Origin of the sequence: Streptomyces sp. NPDC093260 (genome assembly GCF_040683715.1) — a bacterium.
Taxonomy (GTDB): domain Bacteria; phylum Actinomycetota; class Actinomycetes; order Streptomycetales; family Streptomycetaceae; genus Streptomyces; species Streptomyces sennicomposti.
The window spans coordinates 1-14,600 of the sequence record NZ_JBFBEK010000009.1 but is presented as its reverse complement, the minus strand read 5'-3'; the positions used below and the strand labels follow the sequence as shown (position 1 = coordinate 14,600).

The following is a 14,600-nucleotide window of genomic DNA, read 5'->3' as shown; positions in this document are numbered from 1 at the left end:
TCTCACTCGCACCGGCCCGTCCGCACGCGGTTCCAGGGGAGGGCTCAGAAACCGGGACAGGCCGGAGTGAGGCGCGGCAGGGGGGTGCCGTGCCTGGTCGCCGAGGGGCGATCGGGCCGTGCCGCGCGGTCGGCCGCCGCGACTTTGGCGGCCGGTCAGTTCTGCCAGCTCACCCGGTGGGCCCGGGGACCGCTCCGCCGTGCCCACAAGGTGAGAGCCCCCCTTTCGAACCGGACACACAGCCGGGCCGCCCGGGGGCGGGCGGTCCGCCGGACGAGAGGGACACAACCCATGAGCTACGTTCTGCGCCGGCCGGCCGCGGACGCCCCGTCCACGACCGCCCCGTCCACGACCGCCCAGTACCGGCCGATCTCCTCGCACCTGGCCATCACGCCGCCGGTGAGCGTGGTGATCCCCGCCATGAACGAGGCGGAGAACCTGCCCTACGTCTTCAGGACACTGCCGGACTGGATACATGAAGTGGTGCTCGTCGACGGCGACTCCACCGACGGCACCGTCGAGACCGCCCGCGAACTGTGGCCCGGCGTGCGGGTCGTCCCGCAGCAGGGCAAGGGCAAGGGCGACGCGCTGATCACCGGCTTCGAGGCGTGCACCGGCGACATTATCGTGATGGTCGACGCGGACGGCTCGGCCGACGGCGGCGAGATCGTCAGCTATGTCTCCGCCCTGGTCTCGGGCGCCGACTTCGCCAAGGGCTCCCGCTTCGCCAACGGCGGCGGCACCGACGACATGACCTTCGTGCGCAAGCTCGGCAACCGCGTACTGTGCGCCGTGGTCAACCGCAAGTTCGGCGCCCGCTACACCGACCTGTGCTACGGCTACAACGCCTTCTGGCGGCACTGCCTGGACAAGATCGAGCTGGACTGCACCGGCTTCGAGGTCGAGACCCTGATGAACATCAGAGTGGTCAAGGCCGGACTGAAGGTGCAGGAGATCCCCAGCTACGAGTATCTGCGCATCCACGGCGCCAGCAATCTGCGCGCCGTGCGGGACGGCCTCCGGGTGCTGAAGGTGATCCTCGCCGAGCGTTCCAACCGGCGCGAACTGCGCCGCCAGGAGCGGCACTCCCCGATGCTCGGCACGTTCCCGGGAGAGACGTCTTGACCGGTCCGGACATCTCCGTCGTGATCTGCGTCTACACCGAGGACCGCTGGGAGGACATCCTCGCCGCGGTCGCCTCGGTGCGGGCGCAGTCCCGGCCGGCCCTGGAGACGCTGCTGGTCGTGGACCACAACCGGGCGCTCCTGGACCGACTGGCCGGCCACTACAGGGACCCGGAGGCGAGCGGTGGGGTGCGGGTGCTCGCCAACGCGGGCCCGCGCGGCCTGTCCGCCGGCCGCAACACCGGCATCGCCGCCTCCCGGGGCGAGGTGATCGCCTTCCTGGACGACGACGCGGTGGCCGAGCGGGACTGGCTGCGCCGCTTCGCCGAGGCCTACACCGACCCGGAGGTGCTGGCGGTCGGCGGCCGGACGGTGCCCGTGTGGGAGTCGGGACGCCGGCCGGCCTGGTTCCCGGAGGAGTTCGACTGGGTGGTGGGCTGCACCTACAAGGGCCTGCCGCCCGGCCGGGTCCGGGTGCGCAACGTGCTCGGCGGCAACGCCTCCTTCCGGCGCACCGCGTTCGACGCGGCGGGCGGCTTCGCCACCGGCATCGGCCGGGACGGCGACCGCCGTCCGCTGGGCTGCGAGGAGACCGAGCTCTGCATCCGGCTCAGCCGGGCCCGCCCGGACGCGGTGCTCCTGATCGACGACCGGGCGGTCATCCACCACCGGGTGCCGCACGCCCGCGAGCGCTTCCGCTACTTCCGCACCCGTACCTGGGCCGAGGGCCTGTCCAAGGCGCTGGTGGCGCGCAGCGTCGGCGCGGCCAAGGGGCTGGAGTCCGAACGCCGTTACACGACCCGGGTGCTGCCCGCCGGGGTGGCGCGCGGGCTGCGGGACGCGCTGCTGGCCCGGGAGGGCGGCGCGGGCCGGGCCGGGGCGATCGTCGCCGGGGTGCTGACGGCGGCCGGCGGCTACGCCGTCGGCACCGTCCGGGCCCGCCGGGGCGGCACGGCGTTCTCGGCGCCGGCCGCCGGGGCCGCGGACGCCGCCGCCGGGGCGCCGCGGCTCACGGCCGCCGGACCCGGAGCCGACGGGGACGCCGCGGGCGGTGGCAAGAGCCAGGAGCGCGAAGAGGCCGCGGACGGCCGGACGACCGAGGCGGGCGAGAAGGCCGCAGGCGGCACGACGGCCGCGACGGACCGGACCGCCGCGGGCGGCCCGCGGACCGGGGCGAACGAGGAAGCGGTGGGAGGAAGAGCGGTGGGGGGCAGATCCGTATGAACGCAGCCGTGCCGGTGCTGATGTACCACGCGGTGGCCGACGAGCCGAACGCGGCCACTCGGGACCTGTCCGTGTCCCCCGCCGCCTTCGCCGAGCAGATGGCGGTGCTGCGCGAGCTGGGCCGCCATCCGGTCACCACGGCAGAACTCGCCGCCCACTGGCGCGGCCCCGGCTCCCGGCCGCTGCCACGCGACCCGGTCCTGATCACCTTCGACGACGGCTACGAGGGCGTCCACCGGCACGCCCTGCCCGCCCTCGCGGAACACGGCTTCCGGGCCACGCTGTTCGTCTCCACCGGCTGGCTGCGCGGCGCCCACGACACGGGCGGCGGCCTGGACGCCATGCTCGACTGGGACCAGGTGCGGGAACTGGCCGCCGTCGGAGTCGAGATCGGCGGGCACAGCCACACCCACCCGCAGCTCGACCAGCTCGACGACGACGCCCTGTGGACGGAGCTGATCCGCTGCAAGGAGATCGTCGCCGGTGAACTGGGCGCCGTGCCGGTCTCGTTCGCCTACCCGTACGGCTACTCCAGCCACCGGGTGCGCGCCCGTGTCAGGGCCGCCGGCTACCGGCAGGCGCTCGCCGTGGGCAACGCGCTGGCCCGCCGCAGCCAGGGGCCGTACGCGGTACGGCGGCTGACCGTGCGCCGCTCCACCACCGTCGAGGAGTTCACACGACTCGTCCAGGGCCGCTCGATCGCCCGCGACTTCGCCCGGGACCGTGCCCTCACCAAGGGGTACGCCCTGGTCCGCAGAGCCCGCCAGCTCGGCCGGAAGGCTTCCCTCACCCGTGTCTGACACGACCACCACCACCGAGGAACCGGCGCCCGGACCCGAGGCGCCCGAGCGGCCGGCACGCCGGCTGCGCCTGCCCGGCCGGGGCGAGTCCCCCGGCGGCGGCCAGCTGTTCCGCAACGCCTACGCGCTGATGCTCAACACCGGGATCTCCGCGGTGCTGGGCCTCGGCTTCTGGCTGGTCGCCGCCCGCTACTACTCCGACTCCGCCGTCGGCCAGGGCTCCGCCGCGATCGCCGCCATGAAGTTCCTGGCCGGACTGACCGCGGTCACGCTCACCGGGGCGCTGGCCCGGTTCATCCCCGTCTCCGGCCGCGCCACCGGACGCCTCATCGCCCGTACCTACGCGGGCAGTTCGCTGGTGGTGGCGTGCGCGGCGGCGGTGTTCCTGCTGACCCTGGACGTCTGGGGGCCGTCGTACCGCTTCCTGCACGGGCTCTCGCACGGGCTCGGCTTCATCGCGGCCGTGATGGCGTGGAACCTGCTCACCCTCCAGGACGGGGTACTGACCGGGCTGCGCAGCGCGCCGTGGGTGCCCGTGGGCAACACCGTGTTCTCGGCGGTGAAGCTGGCGCTGCTGGTGGGCCTTGCCACCGTGCTCGCCACCACCGGGGTGTTCGTCTCCTGGGTCGTCGCCATCGCCACCTCCGTGGTGCCGCTGGGCTGGCTGGTGTTCCGGCGGCTGGTGCCCCGGCACGTGGCGGCGACCGAACGGCACGCCAGGCCGCCCTCCGCCCGCGAGCTGGGGCGCTTCCTGGCCGGCGACTACACCGGCTCGCTGTTCTCGCTCGCCGTGGTCTACCTGGTGCCGGTGATCATCGCCTCGCAGGTCAGCTCGGCGGACAACGCCTACTTCTACATCACCACGACCATCGGCGGCACCGTCAACCTGCTCGCCATCAACATGGGCGCCTCGCTGACCGTGGAGGGCTCGCACGACCCGGCGCGGCTGGCCGCCAACACCCGGGCGGCCCTCGGGCGCATGGCCCGGATCATGCTGCCGATCTGCGGGCTGCTGTTCCTGCTCGCCCCGCAGATCCTGCACGTCTTCGGCGCGGGGTACGCGCACGCGGCGACCCCGCTGCTGCGCTGGTTCGCGGTCGGCGCGCTGCTGCGGGTGGTGACGGAGACGTACTTCGCGGTGCTGCGCGCGCAGAGCCGTACCGCCGGACTGGCCTGGTTGCAGGGCCTGTTGTGCGTGCTGGTGCTCGGGCTGACGCTGTTGTTGCTGCCGCGGACGGGGCTCACCGGGGCGGGCGTCGCGGAGATCTCCAGTCTCGCCGTGATCGTGGCGATCGCCGCGCCGAAGCTGTACCGGACGGTCCGGGCCGCACCGGCCCGGGGCGTCCCCGAGGACGTGGCGCCCGACGGTGACCTCGCCGACCTGGGCGCGGGCGAGGACGGCGCCGGGAAGGGCCGGCGACGGCCCGCGTGGGCGCCGGAGTCCGACACCCTGGCCCTCGGCATCCATGTCGACTTCGACCATGTGGAGCGCCGGCCCGACGTACGCCCCGGACCGGGCACCCCGCCGGCCGGCACCGCCCCGCCGGGGCCGGCGGCCGGGCGAGAAGTGGACGCGCCGTTCACCACCGGGGAGCGGACGGTCGTGCCCGGCGGGCCGGACCCCGCCGGGGAGCCGCGACGGGAAGCACCGGACGGGCCGGTCCTCTTCGCCGGGGAGACGGTCGTACCGGAGGCCGCCGGTGCGGCGGTGGAGGCACCCGGTCCGGCGGCGGAGACGGCGCCGGAGGACGGCGCTCCCCCGGCCATCCGGCCGAGTCGCCTCGCGCCCACCCGGTCCGGGGTCGTCCTCGGCTGCCTGCTGGTCGCCGCGCTGCTGCTGTACTGGGTGCCCGCGCTGCGGCTGACCGACGCCGACCTGGACCGGATGGGCGGGCTCGGACTCGTCTCGGTGCTGCCGCCGGCGACGCTGGCCGGAGCGGCGCTGCTGGTCACGGTGTTCGCCGCACTGCTCCGGCCGCGCCGCGAGCACCGGGCGCTGCTGGTGGTGACGCTGCTGGCGACCGTGGTCTCGCTGCACGCGCTGCCCGCGGTGATCGAGACCGAGCCGCGGTTCGCCACGGCCTGGCAGCACCTCGGCTTCATCGACTACATCGACCGCACCGGCGAGGCCGTGCCCGACCTGGACGCGCGCTGGAGCTGGCCGGGGTTCTTCGCGGTGGCCGCGTTCGCCGCGAAGGCCTGTGGGCTGAGCGACTTCACCGAGGTCATCCGCTGGTGGCCGCTGACCGTCCAACTCCTCCATCTGCCGCCGATGTTCCTGCTGACCCGTTCGATGCGGGCGGGCTGGCGCGCCAAGTGGACCGGGGTGTGGATCTTCGTGCTGGGCGGCTGGGTCGGCCAGGACTACTTCTCCCCGCAGGGCTTCACCTATCTGCTCTACCTGGTCTTCGTCGCGGTCCTGCTGGTCTGGTTCCGGGCGCCGCGCATGCTGTGGACGACGGCGCGGCCCGGCGAGGCGGAGGTCGAGCCGGCCGACCGGCGGCAGCGGACCGTGCTGCTCGCGGTGGTGATCGGTCTGTTCGCCGCCACCGTCCCGGCCCACCAGCTCACGCCGTTCGTGATGCTGGGCGTGCTGGCCGCGCTCGTCCTGGCCGGCCGCTGCGAACTGCGCGGCCTGCCCGTCCTGTTCACGGTGCTGGTGGTGTGCTGGCTGGGCTTCATGGCCGAGCCGTACTGGTCCGGGCACTTCGACGAGCTGTTCGGCGGGGTGGGCGGGGTCGGCGGCAATGTCTCGACCTCCGTCTCGGGCCGTATCGAGGGCGGCGACCCCACGCACAAGCTGGTGCTGTACACGCGGGTGCTGCTGGCCGGGACGGTGCTGGCGCTGGCCTGCTGGGGCTGGTGGCGGCGGCGCGGGCACCGGTACCGGGAACGGTCACTGCCGGTGCTGACGTTCGTGCCGTTCCTCGGCTTCGGCATGCAGTCCTACGGCGGCGAGATGGCGCTCAGGGTCTTCATGTTCGCGCTGCCCGGGGCCGGGCTGCTCGCCGGGCTGGCCCTGTTCCCGCGCGCCGGGGTCACCGCCCGGGAACGCGAGAAGGACCGGGCGAGCCTGGCCCCGCTGGCCGCGCTGCTGACGGGGCTGCTGCTGATGGGCGGCTTCCTTGTGGCCCGGTGGGGCAACGAGCCGTTCGAGCGGATCAGACCCGGCGAGGTCGCCGCGATGGAGTACGTCTACGCCCACGACCGGCCGACCGTACGGCTGCTGTGGCTGAGCGACGACCCCGTCAACGACGTCACCCCGGCCATGCCGTGGGGGGCGCGGGACATGGAGCGCGTCGACTATGTGCCGACCCTGGCGCCGGCCGACCCCGTGCTGGTGTCGGGCCTGGTCAAGGCGCTCAGGGACGCGGGCCCGCACTCGTACCTCATGGTCAACGAGAGCCAGGTCTCCTCTCTGCGGCTGGACAAGGGCTACTCGGCCACCTGGGAGGCGCGGCTGCTGCGGAACCTCGACGGGCGGAGCGAGCTGACCCGGGTCCTCGTCAACGGCGACGTGAGCATGTACGCGCTGCGCGAGCCGCCCCCGGGTGCGGCGCCCGCGCCGCGGCCCGGACCGATCGGCCCCGAGGTGACCTGGACGCCGTGGTCGGTGGTCGGCGCGCTCGCGGCGCTCGCCCTGGTCGTGCTGCTCGGGGCGCGCGAGGTGGTCCGGGTGGCGGTGCGGCCCAGCGTGCGCAAACTGCACTGGCTCCAGGGCAGCTTCTGGTTCTCGCTGCCCCTGCTGGCGGTGCTGTCGGCCTCGCTGGTGCAGCGGTTCATGACGATGGGACGCGGCTAGCCCGGGGCGGGAGTGGCTCGGGCGGGGCCCGGTCGGACGGCTCGGGGCGGCGTCCGGTCAGGTGCGGCTCGGGCGCTGGTCAGCGGTCGAGCCACTTCACCTCGTACGCCTTCAGCTCGAAGCGGCGGCCGTCGACCCGGGCGCTGGTCGGGTGGTTTCGCGTGTTGACCACGAGGACCGTCTTGGCGCTCGCCAGGACGCGGACGTCGGGCACGTCGTCCGGGGCGACGGCGACCGTCTCGTAGCGGGTGCCGGGCGGGAAGGAGCGGCCGAAGCGGGAGACCAGGCCGTGCATCGGCAGGGCGCGGCCGCCGTCCGCGCCGTCGGTGGGCGTCCACAGACAGCCGGGACAGCCGGCGCCCTTCTCCTCCTCCGGGTTCCAGTAGAAGCCGGAGGTGGCGCCGCCCTCGGCCATGGCGATCATCCCGGCGGCCTGGACGGCGAGGCGCCGCTGCTCGGTCCAGCCCTTGCGGTCGTCGTTGCCGTCGGCGGGCTCGACGTAGTACTCGGCCCACCACAGGGGCAGGCCGTGCGTCTGCTGCCGCACCCACCGGCCGACGGCCGTGAACTTCTCGGTGGCGGCGAACTCGTCCGGCAGCAGATCGTCGTCCTTGGTGTAGCTGGAGCCGTCCACGACCACGAAGTCCGCGCCGGCCTTGTGCGCGTTCCAGTAGGCGAAGGCGTCCAGGACCCGCTGGTCCATCGCGCCCCAGTCGCCGCGCAGCGCGGCGGAGGCGTTGTCCTTCTGCCGCGGGTCGAGGCTGTCCATGACCAGGTACGGTCCGCCGACCATGATCTGGGGATCGATCCGTTTGAGCGCCCGGTAGACCAGGTTGTACAGCTTGGTGTAGCCCTCGTAGTCCCAGCGGGAGGCGCCGTCGTTCCAGAAGCCCTTGAACTCGTTCCAGACGATGAAGTGGCGGACGTCCGGGTAGCGTTCGGCGACGGCCGCGGCGAGGGCGGCGTAGTCGGCGTAGTGGCCGGGGGTGGGGGCCGTCTCCAGGGCGGACTGGCTCCAGTCGGTGTTGTCGACGCCGGCCCGGCCGCCCTTCATCCAGTCCGGGGCGCAGCACAGGGTGATCACCGGGGTGGCGCCGGAGGAGCGCATGAAGTCGATCCGGCGGTCCAGCGCGGCGAAGTCGTAGCGTCCCTCGACCGGTTCCGGGTTGTCGGCGCCCCAGCCCATGATCGCCTGGTTCTGCGGGAGCCCGCCGTCCTTGCCCAGCAGTCCCTTGACGCGGTCCACGGCGGCGGGGCTGCCCTGGTCGGCGCTGAACTGGGTGTGCGTGAACCCCCAGCCCACGGACGGCGCGTCCGCGTGCCGGGGCGCGGCCGGGGTGCCGTGCGCCCGTGCCCCGTCGCGTGTGGTGCCCTCGGTGCTCGCGCCGCCGGGCAGTGCGTTGAGCAGGGCCACCACCAGGGCCAGCGCCGCGGCGCCCACCCCCAGCAGCGCGGTGAGCCGCCACCGCCCCGCCCCCGAATTCCACCCATGACGTCCCATCAAGGACAACAGTACGGGCGGGAATCGCGTCGCGGACAGGGTTTGGCGGGTTCGGCGTCCTGACGGGGCCGACACGGCGCGCGCCCGGCAAACGGGGTGCGTGGGGCGGTCCGGTGGCGGATCATGGCGGCATGTCTGCGAACCCTTACGACGCTCTGCCGGTCCGGCTCAACGTCGACGACTCCGACTCGCCGTCCGACGTCGTCGACGCGCTGTTCCTCGGCCGCTTCGCGACGGGCGAGCAGCCGTACTCCCACGCGGCGAACATCGAGCGGGTCCGCCCGGGCGCCACGCTGCTGCCGGACGGCGCCCGGGTGCTGCGGGTGGCCCGGGACGACGACCGCAGCGCGACCCTCGCCGAGGGCGACGGCTGGACGCTGCTGGTGTCCCGCTGGAACCGGGGCGCCGATGTGACGGTCACGGCGACCAGCGCCGAGCTGGCGCAGAAGGTCCTCGGCCGGGCCACGGACGGCGCGGCCGACGAGCCCGAGCCGCAGCCGGAGAACGTGACGATGGGCTTCTGGTACGTCTCCCCCCGGCGCGGCCCGTACCGCACCACCCGGCAGATCTCGGCCGGCACCTGGGAGGAGGTGCGGGCGAACTACACGGCGCCGGTCGCGGACGCGATGGAGCGCCTGATGAGGACGACGCCCGAGGACATCGCGGGCCGGCTCCTGCTGCTGCACGGCCCGCCGGGCACCGGCAAGACCTCCGCGCTGCGCACACTGGCCCGCTCCTGGCGGGACTGGTGCCAGGTGGACTGCGTCCTGGACCCGGAGCGGCTGTTCAGCGACGTCGGCTATCTGATGGACATCGCGATCGGCGAGGAGGACGCGGCGGGCAAGGGCCGCTGGCGGCTGCTGCTCCTGGAGGACTGCGACGAGCTGATCCGCGGCGAGGCCAAGCACACGGCCGGGCAGGCGCTGTCCCGGCTGCTGAACCTCACCGACGGCCTGCTCGGCCAGGGCCGCAACGTGCTGGTCGGCGTCACCACCAACGAGGACCTGGAGCGGCTGCACCCTGCCGTGGTCCGGCCGGGCCGCTGTCTGGCCCGGATCGAGGTGGGGAGGCTGACCCGCCAGGAGGCGGTGACCTGGCTGGGCGCCGAGGAGGGCGTGGGACGCGACGGGGCCACCCTGGCCGAGCTGTACGCGCTGCGCCGGGGCACCTCGCCGACGGCGCTCCCGGAGCCGCGCGAGGGGGCGGACGCGGGGCTGTACCTGTAGCGGACGCGAGCGCGGGGGCGTGCCGGGCGGGACGCGCGTTCCGTGCCCTTGCGCTGATCCGGTGTTGTGATGGTCGTATGACCCTGTTCGTCGGGACGTCGGGCTGGCAGTACAAGGACTGGCGGGGCGTGCTGTACCCGCCCGGGTGCCCGACGCGGCTGTGGCTCGAGGAGTACGCCGCCGCGTTCGCCACGGTGGAGCTGAACAACGCCTTCTACCGGCTGCCGGAGCGGGAGACGTTCGAGGCCTGGCGTGAGCGGATCCCGGCGGACTTCGTGATCGCGGTCAAGGCGAGCCGCTTCCTCACCCATGTCAAACGGCTGCGTGAGCCGGCGGAGCCGGTGCACCGCCTGATGACGCGCGCGGCGGGGCTGGGCGACCGGCTCGGGCCGGTGCTGCTCCAGCTGCCGCCCACGCTGCGCGCGGACCCGGCCCTGCTGGATGCCTGTCTCGCCTGCTTCCCGCCCGGCGCCCGGGTCGCGGTCGAGCCGCGTCACGACTCGTGGTGGACGCCGCGGGTGCGCGAGGTGCTGGAGGCGCGGGGTGCGGCCCTGTGCTGGGCGGACGCCCACGGCCGCCCGGTGACGCCGTTGTGGCGGACCGCCGGCTGGGGCTACGTCCGCTTCCACGTGGGCCGGGCGCGTGCCTGGCCGCACTACGGCCGCCGCTCGCTGGAGACCTGGGTGGACCGGATCGCGACGACCTGGCCGGACGAGCGGGACGTGTACGCGTACTTCAACAACGACCCGACGGGCGCGGCGGTCGAGGACGCGACCGTCTTCGCCGCCGCGGCGCGCAGGGCCGACCGCACGGTGACCCGCTGCCCGGCCCGCCTGCCGGTGGGGGCGTGAGCGGTCACGGCGCGATGGGGGGCGTGCCGGCGAGGCCGCGCGGGGCGGGGCGCGGCCGGGGAGGCCGCGTGCGGGTGCGCGGTGTTCCGGCCTCCCGGGCGCGTGCGGCGGGCCGCGTCCGTGTGCGGGGCTCGGTGGCCCGTACGGCGGCGCCCCTCCCGTGGCGGGGGCGGCCCGTACACGTGGGCCCGGGCGTGTGCGGCGGTGCGGGTTACCGGTCGTAGGCCGCGCGGAGGGCGTCGCGGGCGGTGGCGAGGGCCGCGTCCTCGGTGAGGCCGAGTCGCCGTACCCGCTCCGCGTATGCCTGCGCCGCGCTCGCCGCCTCGCGGGCGGAGGCGGGCCCCGCGGCGGCCACGAACGTGCCGTTGCGGCCCCGCGTCTCGATCACGCCGTCCGCCTCCAGCGCCCGGTACGCCTTGGCGACCGTGTTCGCCGCGAGCCCGAGCGACTCGGCCAGACCGCGCACGGTCGGCAGCCGGTAGCCGACCGGCAGCGCGCCCGACCGGGCCTGCTCGGAGATCTGCGCCCGCACCTGCTCATAGGGGGCCGCGCCGTCGTCGATGTGGATCTTCAAGGTCACGGGCCGATTGTCGCGCACCCGCCCGAAAATGGGAGGCGCCCGACCGCACCGCCCCCGTAGCGTGCGCCCTCATGACCGTGATCGTCCGTGAGCTCCGCCCCGACGCGCGCGCCGACCTCGAGGGCTTCGCCCGGGTCCGGCACATCGCGATGCCGTACGGCCTGACCACTCCTGAAACGCTCGTCCACGACCTCACCCATCTGCATCCCGACGCCCACTACCGGCCGCTGGTCGCCGTCGCCGACGGCGAGGTGATCGGCACGGCACAGGTGCACCTGTCGTACCAGAGCCCCGAGCCGGGCCAGGGCAACATCAACGTGTACGTCCACCCCGAGCACACCCGCCGCGGCGCGGGAACCGCCCTGGTGCGGGCCGCCGAGGAGCACCTGGCCGCGCACGGCGGGCGCCGGCTGCACTCCTGGGTGCTGGACGAGCCGGGCAACCGCGCCTTCGCCGAACGCCACGGCTACCGCGCCGGCCGCTCCGCGCACTTCTTCCGCCTCGACCTGGCCGCCGGCGAGCTGCCGCCGCTGCGGGACCTGCCGCCGGGCGTGGAGCTGCGCCGCGGCTCGGACTTCGCCGCCGACCCGCGTCCGCTGTTCGCACTGGACGCGGAGACCACCGCCGACGAGCCGAGCGACGTCGACTTCGAGATCACCGACTACGAGGCATGGCTGGCCGAGACCTGGCGGCATCCGCTGCTCGACGCCGAGCTGACCTCGGTGGCGGTGGTCGACGGACGGCCCGCGGCCTTCACCGCCGCCCACACGGACGGCGCCGGCCGGTACGTCACGGCGATGACGGGCACCGCGCGGGCCTTCCGCGGCCGGGGCCTGGCCAAGCTCGCCAAGAACGACTCGCTGCACCGCGCCCGCGCCGCCGGGTACACGGAGGCGCTGACCGGCAACGACAGCGACAACGGGCCGATGCTCGCGATCAACGAGTGGTTCGGGTACGAGAGGTGCGCGAGCGAGGTGCGGTACCTCCGCGACCTCGGCCCGGCCACGGCCACGCCCCAGGCCTGAGCCGCCGGACGCCCCGCGCGCCACCGCCGTGTCGTCCCGCCGCGCCACCGCCCCGGAGCACCGGAACCGCTGGGTCCGCCGGGCTCCCCGGCCTCACGGCCCGGCCACCACGGCGTACCGCTCGTCGGCGACCTCCTTCCCCCACAGGCGTACATCCTCGGACAGATGTTCCACACGGATGTGCTCCGTGAGGGGGGCGAGAAGAGTGAGAAGCCGATCCTTGGGTATGCCGACGGGCGTGACCGTCCCCCAGACGCCTTCGACCAGGACGAGCCGCCCCGAGGCCCGCAGCAGGCTCCGCCAGTGCGCCAGCGCACCGGTGGGATCGGGCAGCGCCCACAGCACATGGCGGACGAGGACGACGTCGAAGCGCCGCTCTCCGACCGGCGGGCGGGCCGCGTCACCGGGCAGGAACACCGCGTCATGGCCGGCGAGCTTGACGCGGGCCCGTTCGATCATGGCCTCGGACAGGTCGACGCCCGTCACCCGGTGTCCCTGTTCGGCGGCGAGCAGCGACAGGCTGCCCGTGCCACAGCCGAGGTCGAGCACGTCGGCGGGCGGTGCGGGCAGCCAGCCGCGGAGCCGGTCGGCCCAGGCGGCGCGCACCAGCGGATCGCGCAGCCCGTGATCCGGCTCGTCGTCGAAGACGGCGGCCTGTGCGTCCCAGTCGACGGAGGCCGGTGCCGTCGCGTGACCGTCGGTCGTGATCGGTTCACTCATGCGCCCCAGGGTGGCACCCGCCACTGACATCCGGCCCCGGGGTGACACCCGACACTGACGTCCTGTTCGTGACAGCCGCCACAGACAGACCCGCACCGATGAGGAACTCTCGCCCGAAAGGTCTACCTCCGTGAGAACACGGAACCCGGTAGGCGTCGAAGGAGGCACCGATGCGCCGTGTGACAGTGCAGAAGCCCCTGAGGAAGACGGACACCCGACGGGTCCGGGAGGAAGTGGTCGACGAACGTCCCGCCGGGCGGCCGGAGGTCCGCAAGGACATCGCGCGCACATGGTGGCCGGACGGATGACGGGGGTCGGCCGATGAGACGCGTCAGAGCGGCCGTCCGCGGCAGCTGACCCGGTCGTGACCCACGGCCACGCGGCGCACGCGCGCACGTCACCGCCACGAGTCCCAGCAGTCGCCGTCCCACTCCCCTGCCGTGCGCGCCGGGGTGGACGGCGATTTTTCCTGCCGCACGCACCGTGCGCGCCGGCGACGCCGCGCGCGCGGGCCGGCCGCGGCGGGTCCGCGCGGCCCGCCGCGGCCGGCCTTCCTGAGGACAGCCTGAGCGCTTCCTTAACGTCACCATAAGGATCGCCCTCCCCCGCCCCCAGCAGGCCGTTTCCCGGTCTTCCCGGGCTAGCTTCTGATCACCCACGGGATCCCGTCCGCCCCGTCCCGCATCAGAGCCCTCCCAGGAGTTCCGGCATGTCCTTGGTGTCCTCGGTGTCCTTCCTCCCCAGGCCCTGCGCGGTGTCCGAGCAGGGGACGTCCCGCCGCCGTACGGCCGCCGCGCTGGCCGTCCTCGGTCTGGCCCCGCTCGCCCTGACCGCGCTCGCCGCGTCCCCCGCCGCCGCGCACGGTTCGATGGGCGACCCGGTCAGCCGGATCTCGCAGTGCTACGCGGAGGGTCCGGAGAGCCCCAGGTCGGCGGCGTGCCGGGCGGCGGTCGCGGCCGGCGGCACTCAGGCGCTCTACGACTGGAACGGCATCCGGATCGGCGACGCGGGCGGGCGGCACCAGGCCCTGATCCCCGACGGCAAGCTGTGCAGCGCGAACAACGAGGAGTTCAAGGGGCTCGACCTGGCCCGCGCGGACTGGCCGGCGACCTCGGTCAAGAGCGGCGCGTACACCTTCGAGTACCGCGTGACCGCCCCGCACAAGGGCACCTTCACCGTCTACGTCACCAAGCCCGGCTACGACCCGGCGAAGCCGCTGGCCTGGTCCGACCTGGATCTCCGGCACCCGGTCGCGACGGTCACCGACCCGGTGGCCTCGGGCGGCTTCTACACCTTCTCGGGCACCCTGCCCGAGCGCAGCGGCAGGCAGCTGCTGTACGCGGTCTGGCAGCGTTCGGACAGCCCGGAGGCGTTCTACTCCTGCTCGGACGTGACCTTCGGCGGCAGCGGCGCGGGAAGCCGTCCCGAAGGCGGCGGCAGCGCACCGGCGCCCGCTGCCTCCGCGCCGACCGATCGGCAGATCGAGGCGGGGACCGGCAAGTCGACCATCGAGCACCACGGCCACGGCGACGACGACCCCGCCACGACCACGGACCCCACCGCCGCCCCGGACCCGGACCCCACCCCGGCCTCCGCCGCGGACTCCGCTGCGGCGGCCGCCGCGACCGCCACGGCCGGCTCCGGCCGCGGGGGGGGGGGGGGGGCCGGCGGGGGGGCGGGCGCGGGCGGCAGGCCGGGGGGAGAGCGCGCACGACGGCGGATGAGTGCGGCGGGGGCGTGCGTGTGA

Annotated in this window: 12 protein-coding genes; 9 read left to right on the top strand and 3 right to left on the bottom strand. The window is 74.4% G+C overall.

From position 1 onward, the window contains the following. Positions 1-291: 291 nt before the first annotated feature. Genes AB0N63_RS13450 through AB0N63_RS13435 form a run of 4 tightly spaced genes read left to right on the top strand, consistent with a single transcriptional unit; the run spans position 292 to position 6,950 of the window. Positions 292-1,125 (top strand): glycosyltransferase family 2 protein, encoded by an 834-nt coding sequence (locus AB0N63_RS13450; RefSeq protein WP_365528209.1) that lies wholly within the window; start codon positions 292-294, stop codon positions 1,123-1,125. Beyond that, a complete protein-coding gene (locus AB0N63_RS13445; protein WP_365528207.1) occupies positions 1,122-2,348 on the top strand; it encodes a glycosyltransferase family 2 protein in 1,227 nt (408 codons plus the stop codon). Before AB0N63_RS13450 ends, AB0N63_RS13445 begins: the two co-directional genes overlap by 4 nt. Continuing rightward, the gene (locus AB0N63_RS13440) at positions 2,345-3,148 is read left to right on the top strand and encodes a polysaccharide deacetylase family protein (protein ID WP_365528204.1); all 804 of its coding nucleotides are present in this window, start codon (positions 2,345-2,347) and stop codon (positions 3,146-3,148) included. The genes AB0N63_RS13445 and AB0N63_RS13440 overlap by 4 nt, the downstream gene beginning before the upstream one ends. Then, on the top strand, positions 3,141-6,950 hold the full coding sequence (locus tag AB0N63_RS13435; RefSeq protein WP_365528202.1) for a lipopolysaccharide biosynthesis protein: 3,810 nt from the start codon (positions 3,141-3,143) through the stop codon (positions 6,948-6,950). Before AB0N63_RS13440 ends, AB0N63_RS13435 begins: the two co-directional genes overlap by 8 nt. A gap of 79 nt (positions 6,951-7,029) precedes the next feature. On the opposite strand, the gene AB0N63_RS13430 is transcribed toward AB0N63_RS13435, so the two are convergent. Then, entirely contained in the window at positions 7,030-8,451 is a 1,422-nt protein-coding gene (locus AB0N63_RS13430) for a xylan 1,4-beta-xylosidase (RefSeq protein WP_365528199.1), read from the bottom strand. Positions 8,452-8,582: 131 nt separating this feature from the next. Between AB0N63_RS13430 and AB0N63_RS13425 the strand changes: the two genes are divergently transcribed. Continuing rightward, positions 8,583-9,677 carry a DUF5925 domain-containing protein gene (locus tag AB0N63_RS13425; protein WP_365528196.1) on the top strand — a complete coding sequence of 365 codons (1,095 nt, stop codon included), beginning with the start codon at positions 8,583-8,585 and terminating at the stop codon, positions 9,675-9,677. Positions 9,678-9,754: 77 nt separating this feature from the next. Next, positions 9,755-10,528 carry a DUF72 domain-containing protein gene (locus AB0N63_RS13420; protein WP_365528193.1) on the top strand — a complete coding sequence of 258 codons (774 nt, stop codon included), beginning with the start codon at positions 9,755-9,757 and terminating at the stop codon, positions 10,526-10,528. Between the two features lie 211 nt (positions 10,529-10,739). Here the strand turns inward: AB0N63_RS13420 and AB0N63_RS13415 are convergent, their stop codons facing one another. Continuing rightward, positions 10,740-11,108: a GntR family transcriptional regulator gene (locus AB0N63_RS13415; protein WP_365528190.1), complete on the bottom strand. Its 369-nt coding sequence runs from the start codon at positions 11,106-11,108 to the stop codon at positions 10,740-10,742. Between the two features lie 71 nt (positions 11,109-11,179). On the opposite strand from AB0N63_RS13415, the gene AB0N63_RS13410 reads away from it, so the two are divergent. Beyond that, positions 11,180-12,133, top strand: coding sequence for a GNAT family N-acetyltransferase (locus tag AB0N63_RS13410; RefSeq protein ID WP_365528187.1), 954 nt, complete (start codon positions 11,180-11,182; stop codon positions 12,131-12,133). A gap of 93 nt (positions 12,134-12,226) precedes the next feature. Here the strand turns inward: AB0N63_RS13410 and AB0N63_RS13405 are convergent, their stop codons facing one another. After that, entirely contained in the window at positions 12,227-12,853 is a 627-nt protein-coding gene (locus AB0N63_RS13405) for a class I SAM-dependent methyltransferase (RefSeq protein ID WP_365528184.1), read from the bottom strand. A gap of 170 nt (positions 12,854-13,023) precedes the next feature. Between AB0N63_RS13405 and AB0N63_RS13400 the strand changes: the two genes are divergently transcribed. Further along, positions 13,024-13,161 carry a hypothetical protein gene (locus tag AB0N63_RS13400; RefSeq protein ID WP_086025454.1) on the top strand — a complete coding sequence of 46 codons (138 nt, stop codon included), beginning with the start codon at positions 13,024-13,026 and terminating at the stop codon, positions 13,159-13,161. Between the two features lie 401 nt (positions 13,162-13,562). Then, positions 13,563-14,600, top strand: a complete 1,038-nt coding sequence (locus tag AB0N63_RS13395; protein ID WP_365528180.1) for a lytic polysaccharide monooxygenase — start codon at positions 13,563-13,565, stop codon at positions 14,598-14,600.

Bases quoted from the DNA above. Each gene is read 5' to 3' on its own strand.
- AB0N63_RS13450 (WP_365528209.1), top strand. From the start codon at position 292: ATGAGCTACGTTCTGCGCCGGCCGGCCGCGGACGCCCCGTCCACGACC.
- AB0N63_RS13440 (WP_365528204.1), top strand. From the start codon at position 2,345: ATGAACGCAGCCGTGCCGGTGCTGATGTACCACGCGGTGGCCGACGAG.
- AB0N63_RS13430 (WP_365528199.1), bottom strand. From the start codon at position 8,451: ATGGGACGTCATGGGTGGAATTCGGGGGCGGGGCGGTGGCGGCTCACC.
- AB0N63_RS13425 (WP_365528196.1), top strand. From the start codon at position 8,583: ATGTCTGCGAACCCTTACGACGCTCTGCCGGTCCGGCTCAACGTCGAC.
- AB0N63_RS13420 (WP_365528193.1), top strand. From the start codon at position 9,755: ATGACCCTGTTCGTCGGGACGTCGGGCTGGCAGTACAAGGACTGGCGG.
- AB0N63_RS13410 (WP_365528187.1), top strand. From the start codon at position 11,180: ATGACCGTGATCGTCCGTGAGCTCCGCCCCGACGCGCGCGCCGACCTC.
- AB0N63_RS13405 (WP_365528184.1), bottom strand. From the start codon at position 12,853: ATGAGTGAACCGATCACGACCGACGGTCACGCGACGGCACCGGCCTCC.
- AB0N63_RS13400 (WP_086025454.1), top strand. From the start codon at position 13,024: ATGCGCCGTGTGACAGTGCAGAAGCCCCTGAGGAAGACGGACACCCGA.
- AB0N63_RS13395 (WP_365528180.1), top strand. From the start codon at position 13,563: ATGTCCTTGGTGTCCTCGGTGTCCTTCCTCCCCAGGCCCTGCGCGGTG.